Genomic DNA, 15888 nt, shown 5'->3' with positions numbered 1-15888 from the left:
GAAGTTAAAGGAGTCAGAGGAGTTAAGAATAATAAATATTTCCCCTCTAACTCCTTTAACTTCTCTGACTCCCCCTCTAACTACTCCTTGCTCCCCAGCCTTCAGATCAGTCGGTAATCATCTTATAACCGATTCCACGTACATTCAATATCTTGATACTCTCATCGTTCATGAGTTTACGCCGTAGTTTGGTGATAAACACATGAAGGCTGCGGGCGTTAAAGAAGGAATCGTCTCCCCATAGGTCGAGCAATACCTCCTTCATGGACATCACCTGGTTTTTGTTTTCGCAAAGGCGTTTGAGTATTTCTGATTCGCGGTTGCTGAGAAATTGTTTTTCTCCCTGAAAGGTAAGGGATTGTGTGATGGAGTCGAAGGTATATTGTCCCAATTGGAAGGTGGTTGTTTCTGTTTTTTGCAAGACAACCTTATGCAAAAGAGCTTTGATGCGTATAATCAATTCAGCCATGCCAAAAGGTTTCTTCAGGTAATCGTTTCCTCCGAGTTCGAATCCTTCCACCACGTCGTTGGCCGCAGAGCGGGCCGACAAAAAGAGAACGGGGATGTGAGGATCTGTTTTTCGTATTTCCTTGATCATACTGAAGCCATCCATAGTTGGCATCATCACATCCGAAACGATGATGTCAGGCTGGATCTCTTTGTACTTGAGAATTCCCTCTTCCCCGTTGGCCGCCAGGAATATCTCGAACTCATGGCCATCCAGAGTGTCTTTTATGATCATGGTCAGGGTAGACTCGTCTTCGACTAATAAAACTTTTATCTTATTCATTTTTTATTCTTTTTAAAATGAAGCGTGAAAGTGGATCCTTTTCCCCATATGCTGTCTATTGACACACTTCCTTCGTGTTTAGCCATCATGTCTTTGATATAATAGAGCCCCAATCCATGTCCTTTGACATTGTGGAGGTTACCGCTGGGGATACGGTAGAACTTATCAAATATGCGGGTTTGATGTGTCATGCTGATTCCGGGTCCATTGTCTGTAACGGACAGGCGGATTTCATGAGGTAATACCTCTGCTTGTATGCGGATAAATACCGGTTTTTTCAAGGTGTATTTGAAGGCATTATCAATAAGGTTATTAACCATATTGTAAAGATGCGTCCGGTCGGCCGTCAGTTCCAGTGTAGAAGGGATATCTATATCGAAACATATATTCTCCTTACTCTTGACTTTGTGTTGTTCGATAAGACGGGAGATCATATCAGCCAATTTGATGGATTCGGGACGCAGGCGGAACGTATTGCGGTTTTCCACCGAGAGGGTCAGGATCTGTTCTACCAATCCGGTCAGGTAGCTGAGTTGTTCTTTGACGATGGTCAGGTATTTTTCTTGCTTTTCAGTAACCGGCTCTCCGTAATGCAATAAGGAGTCTACTGCCGCATAGCTTATAGATAGGGGAGTCTTTAACTCATGAGTCATATTATTGGTAAAGTCAGTTTTCAATTCCTCTTCCGTTTTTTGTCGCATCATGGTGCGTAACATATAGATAAAGGTGATGATAATAAGCAGAAGAACCAGGAAAGAGGAGAGGAGTATGCCGCTCATCTGCAAAAGGATGATACGTGCCGGTGATTTAATATACAACCGGTATGAATACGGATTTCCAATTGTATCATCCGCCTTGTTCTTTTCTGTCGCCGAATAGACGCTGTCATTGTCGTACGAACGGGAGTAGAGGGTGATCGGATAATCGTAGAAAGTAGAGTTTTTCCAGTCCAATACTGCAGCGGTAGTATCTTCTTCCATTCCGGGGTGATTCTTTCCCAATATATGGAATACGGTATGCTTCTCGTTGGCCTGATACATCAGGTTCAATTGATAGTGCGGATTTATGTTTCGTGCCTTCAACTCCTCTACCAACAAGCTGTCATATCGTTGAAAATTAACATGCATCATCGTATCCAACTGCATATGCATAGATTGGATTATCATATTTTCCAAACCGTCTAATGCAGTCAACAACTCGGTCAAGGCCGAATCCACTTCGTTTTTCAGGTCTTTCTCTCTGAAATCAAAGCCACCATATATGCTATCCTTTTCTTCCTCATGATCCGGTTCTTTCCTTTCTTGTTGGTTTCCAAATTGGATCCTATTCGTATATTCCACTTCTTCCTCCTCCTGGGTTTCCTTTTTCTCTTTTATCTCTTCCATACGGAAGAAGAGTTCTTTGTAATCAGCTATACGCATCGCTTCCATAATATGCGTTTCCATCTGGTTATAAAGTGTACCATATACCCCCTTTAGCCAATATCCCTGGAAGACGATTAGAACGACTAAGGCTATCACAATAAGCAGACCGATCCATTTAAACTGAAGACGTGTTTTCATTCATTTGTCTTTGTTTGATGATTTGATAGGCCAAAATTACAATCTCCCGGATAGCTGACCTAATAAAAACAAATGAATTTCCTTTCTGGTAAGACTAGATAACACTTCGTAAGCCGTTGATAACACAGTCTTTCCTACATAGCCCCTTTCTTTGCATCATGAAACTTAAAAAACAAATGATATGAAAACTCTATTTTATTTTTTCACTCTCTGTTTCCTCCTGATCACCCGCCTGGCAGCAGGACAAAACGTACAAGGCATCGTTTTTGACCCCCACCGCCAACCTGTCGAAGGGGTAGCTGTTGTATTGCAGACACTTGATTCCGTCTATGTCGATGCAGTTATTACAGATAGCCAGGGTCAGTTTCTGATACAGAAACCGATAGAAAAGCCCCATCGTCTTTTGTTTCAACACCTCTTATACGAAGCCTGTCTGATGGAGATCGCATCGGCAGAAGTAGGAGAGGTGTTATTGAAAGAAAAGAGTTACGATTTGAACGAAGTCGTTGTCAAAGGAGAAAGGCCGGTCGTACGCGTAGAAGGGGCAGCCTTAGCCTATGATATACCTCAACTGATAAAGGATAAAACTGTCAACACCGCCTTTGAAGCCATCAAAGAATTACCCGGTATACATGGAATGGATGATACGTTGGAGTTGATCGGTGCGGGATCTTTACATATCATTATAAACGGACAACTGACTACGATGTCGCTTCCGCAATTGATACAGTTGTTGAAAACGATGCCCGCTTCTCGTGTGAAAAAAGCGGAGGTGCTGTATAATGCCCCAGCCAAATACAATGTGAAAGGGGCGCTTATCAATGTTATATTGGATCAACCCGCTGAGGAACACCCTGTTTTTCAGGGAGAAGCTGGTAGTTACTATGAGCAGAAGCATTATGCCCTGGGTGGTGTGCATGCGAACCTGCTTTATGCCACTCCCCGTTTGTCGGTCGATCTTCTGGTGGATGCCCAAAAAGGACGTATGTATAGTGGAGAAGATATGACGGCACGACATACCTTGAACAAGGCAATTACGGAAATTGAACAGACAGGGCGTAATACGACCCGCAACCAAGAAGGCACGGTGCGCCTGGGAGTAGATTATACATTCATCAATAAAGATAAATTATCCGCGGCTTATTACCTGGCAGCCGATAAATCTAAAGCGGTTCGTCACTCCCTTACCGGCTTTGCCCCCCAGGAAGATGAACAGACGCCCTGGACAAGTATCAGCCGGGGAGATACGAAGAATCACTCGACTTTGCAAAATGTACGCCTTCAATATGACGGACACCGGGGACTGACTATCGGAGGCGATTATACCGGATACCATGATCCGTCCACGCTTTATTTTAAAGATAAAATAGACAATCAATCAGTAACAGATTTATTGAATAACTCCGAGCAAGATATTTCCCGTTATTCCCTTTTTGCCAACCAATCGCATACATTGGGATCCTGGGAGTTGAATTATGGGATACAAGGTAGTTATGCGGTGTCAGATAATTATATAGAATATTTATATAATACAGGAAAGGATTATGAACTGCATCCGCAGTCCATCGAAGATAATACGCAGAAAGATTATGCCGCCAATGTATTTGCCGATGTATCCCATGTTTTTAATTCCCGCTTTTCGGTCAATGCAGCGATGAAAGTAGAGTACTATAAGTCGGATTACCGGAAGAATGAGGAGCAAACGACCTTATGGAATGCATGGGCTTTGTTTCCAACACTCTCGATGAGTTATACCTTTTCGCCGCAACATATTCTCCAACTCCATGTAAACAGCGATAAAACCTATCCTACCTACTGGAACCTGAGCCCTCAGCGTTATCCGCTGAATTCGTATTCGGTAGTGGAAGGGAATCCGTCTCTGAAGCCCTATCGTACGTATAATATGCAGTGGGTGTATATCCTTCGCCAAAAGTATATGTTCCTCACTTTCTGTAATTATGCGCCCGACTATTTCACACAGGTCCCTTACCAGAGTGATGCAGAAATGAAAAATGTGTTCCGGTATGAGAACTTTAATTATTCCCTGAAGACCGGAATTGCGGTTATTCTGCCTTTCCGTGTCGGATCGTTCTGGAACAGCCGTTTTACCTTGCAGGGATTTCGTATGCAGGAGAAGAGTGACCATTTCCATACGATGTCTTTCAACCGCGAAGCATATGTCGCTGCTGTCATGATGAATCATACATTTAATCTATCCCATACACCCAACCTGAAACTTACTGTTGATGGGCAGTATGTCACTCCCGGTGCCATACAGGGGCTTTATGACTTGGGCTTCATCTGTAATATTTCGGCCGGACTGAAATGGACATTTGCTGATGAACGCGCCTCTCTTACCCTGAAAGTGGATGATATTTTCCGTCACGGCTATCCGGATAAGATTGAAATAAAACAAGATAATCAGTGGAATAAGATGACGAAAGTGAATGATATGCAAGCGGTACGTCTGACTTTCGTTTATAAATTCGGAGGTTATAAAGAAAAGGCACACGACAAGGTGGATACTTCCCGGTTCGGACAATAGTTTAAACCTTGAATTCTTTAGGCTCAATAGCGATTTTGTCTGATGAAAAGGATAATGTATCGGAATTGTTCCTATCTTAGTTGCAATAAACATATAAGAGAATATGCCATGGGAGTAAAGAAAAATTTCGTATTAGACACAAACGTCATATTGCATGATTACAAGTGTATAGAGAATTTTCAGGAAAATGATATCTATCTGCCGATAGTCGTTCTCGAAGAATTGGATAAGTTTAAAAGAGGCAGTGATCAGATTAATTATAATGCCCGTGAGTTTGTGCGTGAGCTGGACTTACTGACCAGTAATGATTTGTTTCTGAAGGGTGCCTCTCTGGGCACGGGAAAAGGAACCTTGTATGTGGTGACCGGCGACAAAGTACAAGCCAATGTCACCCAATCTTTCCCCGATCGAACGCCGGATAACCGGATATTGGCCTGTGCCTCCTGGGTGGCGGAATCCAAGCCTAAGATGAAGACGGTGTTGGTGACCAAGGATATCAATCTGCGCATGAAGGCACGTGCCTTAGGTATCACTGTCGAAGATTATATCACCGACAAAGTCATCAATGTCGATGTCTTTGAAAGGGCACAAGATACATACGATAGTATAGACCCGGATCTGATTGATAAAATATATGCTTGTCCGGAAGGAGTGGATGCGGATTTGTTGGAGATTACATCCAAACTCGATCCCAATGAGTGTTTTATCCTCAAGAGTGTGCGCAATTCGGTATTGGTTCGTTACAATCCTTTCACCGATAAAATCAAAAAAGTAGAAAAAGGAACGAATTATGGTATCCAACCCCGGAACGCCGAACAGAGTTTTGCCTTCGAGGTATTGAATGATCCGGAAGTCAAATTAGTCGGTATAACCGGTAAAGCGGGAACAGGAAAGACATTGTTGGCTTTGGCATCAGCCTTGAAACAATCGAATCAATACAAACAAATCCTACTCGCCCGTCCGATCGTGTCTTTGGCAAATAAAGATATCGGCTTTCTCCCCGGGGACGAGAAACAAAAGGTCGCCCCGTATATGCAACCTTTATTTGATAACCTGAATGTGATTAAGGCACAGTTTACCTCCGGCAGTCAGGAAGTCAAACGCATCGATGAAATGCAAAAAGAAAACAAATTGGTCGTGGAAGCATTGGCCTTTATCCGTGGACGAAGTCTTTCGGAGACATTCTGCATCATCGATGAGGCTCAGAACCTTACGCCGCATGAGATAAAAACCATTATCACCCGGGCTGGCGAAGGTACGAAGATGATATTCACCGGAGATATCCAACAGATAGACTCTCCCTACCTGGATGCCCAAAGCAACGGATTGGCCTATATGGTGGATAAAATGAAAGGACAAGAACTCTTTGCCCATATAAATCTGGTGAAAGGAGAGCGGAGTCAGTTGGCGGAAATGGCTGCCAACCTCATGTGATTTTCCAGGAAACCAAGAGAAGTCCGATTGTTGGCAACTTCAACATCCGGCATAAGCCGGATGCTGAAGTTAAATAATTTATTTTATTTATCATTCCTTTTCAGGTATTCCTTTGCTGTAAATACGGGAAGTATGGACGTCTTAAAATCTTTTTTATTTCGGGTAATGATCATATCCAATTTATTCTCCAGAGCGGAATAATATTGAATGGCATCTTCATAGTCTTTGAAATCGGAAATGAGTGATAGTTCTACTATTTTATCATCTAGGGGAAGCACCTCTACCAATACTTTAAATTTAATCAGTATTTTCCTTGCTTCTTCTGCCTTATTATATTTATTGAGCAGATAATAAGTGTTGGCAAAAGTCAATGCAGAGACAAAGAGTTTCACTTCTCTGTGATCGGCCAGAGTAAACAATCGTTGTGCTTCCTGATAAAAATCTTCTCGTTTAGCCAACAGATCAATAACAATATTCGTATCAACCAACAGCTTTTCCATCAAGCATATTTTTCTGACAAGTAATCCACATACTCCTTGCGTTCTATCTCTCCGGTATCAATTACACCGGTAAGACTTTCCACTAAAGGACTAATTTCCCTGATCGATATCTCTTGATTTCGGGTAAGCGAATTCAGATAATTCTCTATCAACTTCGACAGGCTGGTTCGATTGTCCTTTGCATATAGCTTAGCCTGTTTGATGATCTCTCTATTCAGGTTTAAAGTTAGTTTTGTATTCATAACGCATCTTTTACGTACAAATATAACAAATAAATACGTATAAACCTTCTCTTTGTATTAAAAAATTTGAAAGCAACTGTTTCTGTAACAAAAACTCCTACGATAAGGAAAATGTCTTTTTTCCCTTTTATCTTATTTGTAGAATACAAACTATTTACTTTATTTTGCTTTCTCTTGCCGACGGACGTATTAATCTAAAAAACATAAAAAACAAGATCTCATTGAGGATTTCACCGTTGATAGGTGTCTTGAAGATATCATGAATTCACTATTAAATAAACAAACAAAATGAAACGATTTGTATTACTTTTTGCCGGGTTGTTCGCGGCCTTACAGTTCGGTTGGGCCGAGCAGCCGACTTTGCGGTACAATAAAAACGGAAAGTTTAAAATTGTACAGTTCACCGATGTACATTATATCCATGGAGACCCACGGTCGGATGTGGCTCTGGAGTGTATCCGTGAAGTAGTCGATGCGGAGAAACCCGATCTGGTATTCTTTACCGGGGATGTAATTTACGGTAAACCCGCCGAAGAAGGGTTACGCCATGTGTTGAAACTGGTGGCCGATAAAAAGATTCCTTTTGCCGTTGTCTTTGGGAATCACGACGACGAACAGGGATTAAATCGTCAGCAACTTTTTGAAATCATCCGGACGGTGCCCTATAATCTGACGGCTACCGTAGAAGGCCTGTCGGGAGTGACCAACTTTATCCTGCCTGTGAAATCGAGTGACGGCAAAAAAGATGCCCATATTCTTTATGGCTTCGATTCACAATCCTATTCCAAACTGAAAGGAATCGGTGGATATGACTATATCCAATTTGATCAGATTCAATGGTATCGCGAGAATAGTGCCCGTTATACCCAAGAAAACAAGGGAACTCCTATACCCTCATTGGCCTTTTTTCACATACCACTGCCGGAATACAATCAGGCAGCGAACGATGAAACAGCGGTTCTGTACGGTACCCGTAAAGAAAAAGCCTGTGCCCCGCAACTAAACTCCGGTTTATTTGCTTCCATGCGTGAAATGGGAGATGTACAGGCTACCTTTGTCGGACACGATCACGACGATGATTATGCTGTTTACTGGAAAGGTATTCTTTTGTGTTACGGGCGTTATACCGGTGGGAATACCGTTTACAACAACCTGAAACCCAACGGTGCCCGTGTGATTGAACTGACCGAAGGCGAAGAAGGTTTTCACTCCTGGATCCGCCTGCCTCAGAATGAAATCATCCATAAATTCCATTTCCCAACCTATTTTCAGAAGAAGAAAGAATAGGACGTTTCCTCTTCTTTTATAGGATCCCAAAGTGTATGCGGGCTCTTCTCCAGCGTGGGAGAGGAGCCCGTCTCTTTTTGTATAGTCTTTGAGGGTAGAAGGAGTAGGGCAATTAGTGCCTTTTCTTTACCCATTATTTTATTGCCGATGCGCATCGGCAATATTGCTGAACGTGTTCGTCAATATTGCTGAACAGCATCGACAATATTGCTGATGCCCATCGGCAACAGGATATTCGCTTCCTAGACAGACAAAGAGGTTGGATTTTAATTCTAAACTTTTCAACACAAAAATCTAAACATTTTAACTAAATAATCTTATATTTGCTGCATGTGGAAATAAATGAAAACCTGAAATGCTTGTTAATTCATTTTCCGAAGATGCACTTTTAGATGATTTGAAGGGCGGTAACCAAGATACTTTTAACAGATTATTCCGTTATTATTATCCGCGTTTGGTCGCTTACATTTCATCCATGATAGAAGAAGGTATCGCTGAGGATATAGCTCAGGATGTATTTCTGTATATTTGGGAGAATCGGGATAAATTATATATAGGAAAAGGCTTTCATTCTTATCTGTTTCAATCGGCTTATACCCGTTGCCTGGATTATATCCGAAAAAACCAATTGTCCGAAAAATATCAGGTTAAAACCTATCAGGATTATCTGGAACAATACGGAGCTCTGTTAAAAGAAGGATCCTCTGTATTGGAAGAACTCTATACAAAAGATTTTTACCAACAACTTTATGAATTACTTGACGAATTACCTGTACAACGGCGGGAAGTATTTGTTCTTGCCTATATAAAAGGATTGCGGGCCAAAGAAATTGCTGATTTAAAGGGGATTCCGCAACGAACTGTGGAAAGCCATATTTACCTGACCTTAAAGTTCCTGAAGAATAAAATGTCTACTAAAGAATTCTTTTTACTTTGTATTCTATTGGGCATAACATATCCTATACATCTGTGATTTTTTGGTAAGATAAATCATTGTATACCCTAGAGGTATTTATATAAGGAAAGAACAAAAAAGAATCCACCCCCAACCTTTATTCGAAAAAAAAAGCAAAACTCTCCGTAGTTTTTCTCTTCCGACCGTTTGGCTATTATTACGTAATAATATAAAAATGGAATTTGACAGCCGCCTACTTGTGAAATATATGATAGAAGAGCTTACTCCAACCGAACTGGAGGAGTTGATGGCTTGGAAAAACCAGTCGGAGGAGAACGAAAAAATCTTTCGTCTGCTTATCGGACTAAGGATCAGCCATCGTTTTCTTCTTTACAATACCCCCGATAGGATAGAAAATGCCCTGAAGAAGGTCAATCATCAGGTAAATAAGACAAAAAAGAGTTGCCGGATGAACACGCTGATGAAATATGTTGCACTCTTTCTTTTGTTGATAACACTTGCCTTCGGAGGCTGGTACTCTTTCAATCAACCCGAATCGTATCTGCATATTGTGATGAGTGACGGAGAGGATATAAAAAAGATAAATCTGGACGATGGTTCGGTCGTTTGGTTAAACAAAGGCGCATCGTTGCGTATACCGGATTCTTTTTCTGCCAGCAACAGGCGGGTGATAGTAATAGGTGAAGCTTATTTTGAAGTAAAGAAAGACCCGGAATCTCCTTTTTGGGTAGAAGGCGGACAGTTAAAAGTGAAGGTATTGGGTACCTCTTTTAATATAAACACAGGAACCGACGGAGATAAGATAGAGACAATCCTGGTCAGTGGAAAGGTCTCTTTGTTAGACAAAAACCAGCATTTCCTTTTAGACATGTCACCGGGCGAAAAGGTTTCTTATACCCCCGGTAACAACCAATATGTAGTAGAAGCAGTCGATGCGGCTGTCTCAACCTCCTGGCATCTTGGACAGTTGACGTTTGAGAGTGCAACCTTGCGGGAAATAGTCAACAAACTATCTCTTTTGTACGATGTGCATGTGAACCTGGAATCAAAAGCATTAGCTGATATAAAATTCCGTTGTGTGATAAACCGAGAGGAAGGACTGGCGGAAGTTCTGGAATTGTTAAAGTATATGGTCCCTTTTGAGTATCATATAGAGGAGAAAGAAGTATTTATTTATGAACCTAAAAAGTAATGCCTATGGTGAGATAAGAAGTAAGAAAAAACCAAAAACCAAAAACCAACACGAAAAAAGTAACTTGGAATTAGTACTAACATTATTAAATCACATCTATGTTAAAAAAAGTATCTATTGCAACATTAGCTATATTACTGGCAGCTTCGCCCGTAATGGCGGTGAATGAGACGCACTCTTTGTATGTGAATCTGGAAATTGCGCTCAACCAAACAACCGTTGGTGCTGTCATTAAATCTATCAGTGAACAAACCGGATATGAGTTTTCTTATGAAGAGAGTTTGTTGAGTAAGGAACTACCTCAAGTGGTTGTCAATGCAAAAAATGAACATATTGAGAACGTATTGAAAGAAGTATTTAAAGATACAGGCATTTCATATAAGGTTATCAATAATCGCATTTTCATTCGCGATGAGAATAAAAAGAGTTATCAGGCAGAGCCTGTACGTATGGAAGCTTCTCAGCAGAAAAGAAGTATCTCCGGTGTAGTGGTGGACAATACCGGTGAGCCCGTTATTGGAGCCAATATTATAATCAAAGGCCATACAGAGGTTGGCACGGTGACGGATGTGGACGGTAAATTCAAAATAGAGAATGTACCGGAGGGTGCGACTTTGGTCGTTTCTTATATTGGTTTTGTCGATCAAACCGTACCGGTGACAAGAGATAATGTATATCAAATCACCTTACAGGAAGATTCGAAAGCCTTGGAAGAAGTAGTCGTTATCGGTTATGGGGTACAGAAAAAAGTCAATATGACCGGTTCTATCTCGAATGTGAAATCAGACGATCTGACGGCTATTGCGACATCGAATCTGTCGAATACGCTGGCAGGTAGGGCGCCGGGTATGACCATTACGGGGAATTCGGGTTTGATGGGAGCTTCTTCCCAAATCCGTATGCGTGGTGGTTTTGGAGATCCTTTGTTTGTAATCGATGGGGTTATCCGCGACAAAGAGGCGTTTGATGCTTTGGAAGCGAATGAAGTAGACCAGTTGAGCTTCCTGAAAGATGCAGCAACCGCTTCTGTTTATGGTTCTGCTGCAGGTAATGGGGTTGTTCTGGTGGTCACGAAGTCGGGAAATACCAATAGTAAACCTGTTTTCAATTACCAGGGGTCTTATACCTTCAGTAAACCGACCAAAGAATTATTCTCAGATATGTTTACAGCAACCGATGAGTTGATCTATCAGAATAAAGTAGCGGAATTTAAAGGGCAGACCTTACCTAATGGGGAGGCAGAGTTTGATTATTTCAAAGACAAGAGTTATAATGTAAATGACTGGATCTGGCAGACTCCGTGGAATACCAAACATTCGTTAAGTGTAGCCGGTGGTAGTGAAAAGGTGCAGTATTTCGTTCTGGGAAGCTTTTTAGGAGAAGAAGGTTCGTATGAAAACCTGTCGAATAAAAAATATACCCTGCGTTCGAATATAACCATGGAGCTTTCCAAGTATATTAAAATGAACGTGAATATCAATGCCAACCAATCGGATCAAAAACGTTTTTACTGGCCGTTTACAAACGATGACGATCAGGCGGTTTACGACCTCTATCGTTGTACGTTCAACGCATTGAAAACGGTTCCTTTCTATTCGCACCTGGATGGAACACCGGCAAGTAAAAAAACGGATTACCCGATTTATCCGGCCATTGGTAGCTGGCAGAGCTGGAACGTCGTGGACCAAGTGATTGGGGACCGGTATATCAAAACGCGTAAACGCAATATGAGTGCGATCCTTACTTTTGACGTAGATCTGGGATTCTTATTACCCGGTTTATCCACCAAAATAATGGGTAACTATATCGGCAAAGATTATAGCCGTAAGAAATTTATGACTTACCAGACCAACTATAAATTCCAGCAGGCCGACCCGAATGGCAACCGTTTCTTACCTGGACCGTTGAATCTGAATGATTATAACACGTTTACATTCAGTCAGAATTATGAAAATCTGGTGTATGGTATGCGTACGTTGTGGAGTGAACAGTTCAACTGGTTCCTGAACTACAATCAGAAGTTCGGTAAACATGATGTCGGGGCTATGGTCGTATTCGAACAAGCAGAAAACGGAGGCGAATATGTAGAAGCCAAAGGAGAGTCACCGTTGACCAATTACGATCAGATGTTTGTGTATTCGACGGATGCGGAACGGCGTTATGGCAATGCAATAGAATATACAGGAGGCCGTTTGTCGTGGATCGGACGTTTCAATTACAATTACGATTCCAAATATATCGCGGAATTTTCTTTCCGCTACGATGGCAACGATTTATTTGCTCCGGGCAACCGCTGGGGATTCTTCCCTTCTGTTTCGGCAGCTTGGCGTATCAGTGCCGAACCTTTTATGGAAGGTACTTCTAATTGGTTGAGCGACCTGAAGATTCGTGCTTCTTACGGGACAACCGGGAATGACCTGGATGTCAAAGGCGCGGAAATTGCTAACTTCTCTTATATCAAGAAATATGTAGCCGGGCTTAATTATATTTATGGAAAGAATTTAGCCAATGGTATCAAACCGGGAGCTACTCCTTCTGTGAATCTGACCTGGGCAACATCGACCACTTACAATGGAGGGATCGATTACTCTTTCTTGAATAACCGACTGAGTGGCTCGATCGATGGATTCTATCGGAAAGAGACAGATATCCTGGGACCACGCACGGAATCTATTCCTAGTACTTACGGACAGGCGTTGGCTCCTGAAAATTATGCCGCTCGTTCCTGGCGAGGAGGTGAGTTCTCGATGATATGGCGAGACGGAGCAGCCGGTGGGGAGATTGATTATTCTGCTTATGTAAACTTAGGTTTCTCCCGGGATAAATGGGATATATTGGATGAATCGGCAGTTTATAAGACAGGCAATTTATCAGACTTGACAAGAGTAGGAAAGTCTAATAATCCTTTAATCGGATTGAAAGCGATCGGTATTATCCGTACACAGGAACAGGTAGACGAATTGAAAGCGAAAGGTTTCAAGCAGTATGGCCGGGATCCTTATCTGGGTGGTATCCTCTATGAAGATACCCGTGGGGATGGTTACTCACCAGGCCCGGATGGAAAGATCGATGGCAATGATGCGTATAATTTATTGTCAGAAGATACATCTCCCCGTATTAACTACGGTTTTGGAGGTAGCATCAAATACAAAGGCATTACATTGGATTTGCATTTCCAGGGAGTCGGTAAATACGATCGTATTGCCGGTGGAGCCGATGGCGGTTTTTATCAACATGGTGGATCGACTCGTCCGTATTTCCCGATCTGGACCAGCGATGACTGTTGGAGCCTGGAGAACCCGAACGGAAAATATCCGCGTGTGATTGGTAGCAGCTGGTATGAGTCGGGTGTGGGAAGAACCAGTTTCTGGTTGCGCAATGGCGCTTATCTTCGTTTGAAAAACGTAAATATAGGTTATGATTTGCCGCAGAGTATTTTGCGTCCGATCGGAATCTCGAAAGCACAGATCTTTGCTAACGGAACAAACCTGTTCTTTATCTCTGCAATGGGTGAATTTATGGATCCGGAACAAGAGCATTATGACTCTTATCCGTTGATGAAATCTTTCACTTTCGGTCTTAATTTTACGTTCTAACTCCCTTAAAATAATAGCTATATGAATAAATTGAAATATATATTTACAAGTATGATCGCAGCTTTTGCCTTGACGGGTTGCGACTCTTTAGATATTGAAAACCTGAATAGTTACGATGCAAATTTGGTATGGGCGGATGAACAATTAGCTTCTGCTTATGTAACGAACCTGTATGCGGAAGTATTCCCTAACTGGTCTTCCGCGCAGGATAATGATTCGGAACAAAAAATCGGTATGCCTTTCTACGAAGGTGTTATCAACAAAACGGGAGACGGTTATAAAAAATGGGATTATGCGAAAATTCGTTTGATCAATGAAGCAATCCTGGAATTGGAAGCCGGCTCTTTATTGGAAGGTACAAAAAATCAGTTGTTGGGCGAATCTTATTTTATGCGGGCTTATATTTATTCCCAGATGATTTTTTATCACGGTGGTATTCCATATATAAAAGTGCCGCAAGATAAAGATGTAGACGATTTATATGTGAAACGTAACTCTACGGCTGAGTGTTTTCAGTTCCTGGTTGAAGACTTGAATAAAGCGATCTCTTTATTACCGGCAAGACAAAAAGGGAGCTCTTATGGCCGGATAGACCGGTGTTTTGCTCTGTCTTACAAAGCGAAGGTGTTGTTATATAAAGCTTCACCGCAGTTTAATCCGGGTAATATGTATGACAATGCTTTCTGGAAAGAAGCGTATACGGCAGCGAAAGAAGCTTATGAGTTCTGTGTGCATAATGGGGGAGCTTTAAGTGCTGATTACCAAAGTATCTGGATGGAAGAAAACGGTCCGGAAGTGATTTTTGCGGTGGTTAATGAAAACCCGAATAAAATGGCAACCGGATGGGAACCATCTATTCGTCCGGGTTCGGTGAGCCGTGGTTCGGCTTCTGGTCCTCCTACATGGAATTTTGTACGCGACGTGCCGATGTTGGATGGAAAACATTATAACGATCCGACAAGTAAATACTATGTGGCAACTGAAAATGAATTTATGCAGAAGTATTGGCAAAACCGTGACCCGCGTCTGATAAGTTCTATTGTGTATAATGGTGTTGAATATCCGGTGGCCGGTAAACCGAGTGGATATCGTCAGTATACCGCCTTGGGTATTGCCGATGAGGACGACTGTTACGGTATCAATCCTGCAGCCGGGCAGAATGCGGCCAATAATGACAAATATTCCGGCTTCTTTATTCTTAAAGGAAGTGACCTTTCTTTGACACAGGATAAAACGCAGGCTTCGGGTGTCGATTTTGTTTTGATGCGTCTGGCTGAAGTGATGCTGATCTATGCGGAGGCAGCCAATGAAAACGGTCAGCCTGATGTAGCGATCAGTATGCTCAAACAACTGCGTGAACGGGCTGGGATCGAAGCCGGAGCCGATGGACTCTATGGTCTGAAAGTCGGAAACCGTGCGGAAATCCGTCAGGCTGTATTGGATGAACGTAATATTGAATTGTGTTTCGAAGGACACCGTTTCATGGATATGCGCCGTACACGCAATATGATGAAACTGGATAAATTGGAAAAGTTCGGTGTCGAAGCAATCGCCATCAATGCGGATGGAACGGATATGAGTATGGAACAGGCTCGTACATTGGCAGCAAAGAATGAGTTGAAGCCGGAAAATTTCCGCTACGTAAAACATCAGGTTCCGTTGACTCCGAGTGCGGAAAAACAGTTTGTGATTAAAGAATCATTCTATTTCTTCCCCATCAAGGAAGCGAATATTCTGGAAAATCCGAATCTGGAGCAGAATAATACCTGGGATGGTACTTTCAATCCGACTTTAGAATAAAAATGCTATGATCTCAAAAAAACA

The 15888-nt window shown here is 42.1% G+C and carries 11 protein-coding genes; 7 read left to right on the top strand and 4 right to left on the bottom strand.

What is annotated here, in order from left to right; translation table 11 throughout:
- Positions 1-106: 106 nt before the first annotated feature.
- Together D0T51_RS01725 and D0T51_RS01720 are read right to left on the bottom strand one after the other, a co-directional pair.
- Positions 107-790, bottom strand: a complete 684-nt coding sequence (locus D0T51_RS01725; protein WP_163724261.1) for a response regulator transcription factor — start codon at positions 788-790, stop codon at positions 107-109.
- Entirely contained in the window at positions 787-2352 is a 1566-nt protein-coding gene (locus D0T51_RS01720; protein ID WP_163724259.1) for a sensor histidine kinase KdpD, read from the bottom strand. Before D0T51_RS01720 ends, D0T51_RS01725 begins: the two co-directional genes overlap by 4 nt.
- 181 nt (positions 2353-2533) lie before the next feature.
- Here D0T51_RS01720 and D0T51_RS01715 point away from each other — a divergent pair, with 181 nt between their 5' ends.
- Positions 2534-4897: an outer membrane beta-barrel protein gene (locus D0T51_RS01715; RefSeq protein ID WP_163724257.1), complete on the top strand. Its 2364-nt coding sequence runs from the start codon at positions 2534-2536 to the stop codon at positions 4895-4897.
- Between the two features lie 108 nt (positions 4898-5005).
- Positions 5006-6331, top strand: a complete 1326-nt coding sequence (locus D0T51_RS01710; RefSeq protein ID WP_163724255.1) for a PhoH family protein — start codon at positions 5006-5008, stop codon at positions 6329-6331.
- A gap of 83 nt (positions 6332-6414) precedes the next feature.
- Here the strand turns inward: D0T51_RS01710 and D0T51_RS01705 are convergent, their stop codons facing one another.
- Together D0T51_RS01705 and D0T51_RS01700 are read right to left on the bottom strand one after the other, a co-directional pair.
- Complete coding sequence (locus tag D0T51_RS01705; protein ID WP_163724253.1) at positions 6415-6831, bottom strand: PIN domain-containing protein; 417 nt, start codon at positions 6829-6831, stop codon at positions 6415-6417.
- Positions 6831-7073 (bottom strand): DUF6364 family protein, encoded by a 243-nt coding sequence (locus D0T51_RS01700; protein ID WP_163724251.1) that lies wholly within the window; start codon positions 7071-7073, stop codon positions 6831-6833. Before D0T51_RS01700 ends, D0T51_RS01705 begins: the two co-directional genes overlap by 1 nt.
- 288 nt (positions 7074-7361) lie before the next feature.
- Between D0T51_RS01700 and D0T51_RS01695 the strand changes: the two genes are divergently transcribed.
- From D0T51_RS01695 to D0T51_RS01675, 5 genes are all read left to right on the top strand, one after another.
- Positions 7362-8360: a metallophosphoesterase family protein gene (locus D0T51_RS01695; RefSeq protein ID WP_163724250.1), complete on the top strand. Its 999-nt coding sequence runs from the start codon at positions 7362-7364 to the stop codon at positions 8358-8360.
- 355 nt (positions 8361-8715) lie between these two features.
- Entirely contained in the window at positions 8716-9333 is a 618-nt protein-coding gene (locus D0T51_RS01690; protein ID WP_163724248.1) for an RNA polymerase sigma-70 factor, read from the top strand.
- Between the two features lie 157 nt (positions 9334-9490).
- Complete coding sequence (locus D0T51_RS01685) at positions 9491-10468, top strand: FecR family protein (RefSeq protein ID WP_239056606.1); 978 nt, start codon at positions 9491-9493, stop codon at positions 10466-10468.
- 98 nt (positions 10469-10566) lie between these two features.
- On the top strand, positions 10567-14064 hold the full coding sequence (locus D0T51_RS01680; protein ID WP_163724246.1) for a TonB-dependent receptor: 3498 nt from the start codon (positions 10567-10569) through the stop codon (positions 14062-14064).
- Between the two features lie 21 nt (positions 14065-14085).
- The gene (locus D0T51_RS01675) at positions 14086-15864 is read left to right on the top strand and encodes a RagB/SusD family nutrient uptake outer membrane protein (protein WP_163724244.1); all 1779 of its coding nucleotides are present in this window, start codon (positions 14086-14088) and stop codon (positions 15862-15864) included.
- The last annotated feature ends 24 nt before the right edge of the window (positions 15865-15888 follow it).

The sequence above is a fragment of the Parabacteroides sp. 52 genome (genome assembly GCF_010500925.1).
Classification (GTDB): domain Bacteria; phylum Bacteroidota; class Bacteroidia; order Bacteroidales; family Tannerellaceae; genus QVMG01.
This window is presented reverse-complemented; position numbering and strand designations above follow the sequence as displayed.

What these genes read in the sequence shown, in the direction of transcription:
- D0T51_RS01710 (WP_163724255.1), top strand. Translation starts at nt 5,006, where the DNA reads ATGGGAGTAAAGAAAAATTTCGTATTAGACACAAACGTCATATTGCAT.
- D0T51_RS01700 (WP_163724251.1), bottom strand. Translation starts at nt 7,073, where the DNA reads ATGAATACAAAACTAACTTTAAACCTGAATAGAGAGATCATCAAACAG.
- D0T51_RS01690 (WP_163724248.1), top strand. Translation starts at nt 8,716, where the DNA reads ATGCTTGTTAATTCATTTTCCGAAGATGCACTTTTAGATGATTTGAAG.
- D0T51_RS01685 (WP_239056606.1), top strand. Translation starts at nt 9,491, where the DNA reads ATGGAATTTGACAGCCGCCTACTTGTGAAATATATGATAGAAGAGCTT.
- D0T51_RS01675 (WP_163724244.1), top strand. Translation starts at nt 14,086, where the DNA reads ATGAATAAATTGAAATATATATTTACAAGTATGATCGCAGCTTTTGCC.
- D0T51_RS01705 (WP_163724253.1), bottom strand. Translation starts at nt 6,831, where the DNA reads ATGGAAAAGCTGTTGGTTGATACGAATATTGTTATTGATCTGTTGGCT.
- D0T51_RS01720 (WP_163724259.1), bottom strand. Translation starts at nt 2,352, where the DNA reads ATGAAAACACGTCTTCAGTTTAAATGGATCGGTCTGCTTATTGTGATA.
- D0T51_RS01725 (WP_163724261.1), bottom strand. Translation starts at nt 790, where the DNA reads ATGAATAAGATAAAAGTTTTATTAGTCGAAGACGAGTCTACCCTGACC.
- D0T51_RS01695 (WP_163724250.1), top strand. Translation starts at nt 7,362, where the DNA reads ATGAAACGATTTGTATTACTTTTTGCCGGGTTGTTCGCGGCCTTACAG.
- D0T51_RS01715 (WP_163724257.1), top strand. Translation starts at nt 2,534, where the DNA reads ATGAAAACTCTATTTTATTTTTTCACTCTCTGTTTCCTCCTGATCACC.
- D0T51_RS01680 (WP_163724246.1), top strand. Translation starts at nt 10,567, where the DNA reads ATGTTAAAAAAAGTATCTATTGCAACATTAGCTATATTACTGGCAGCT.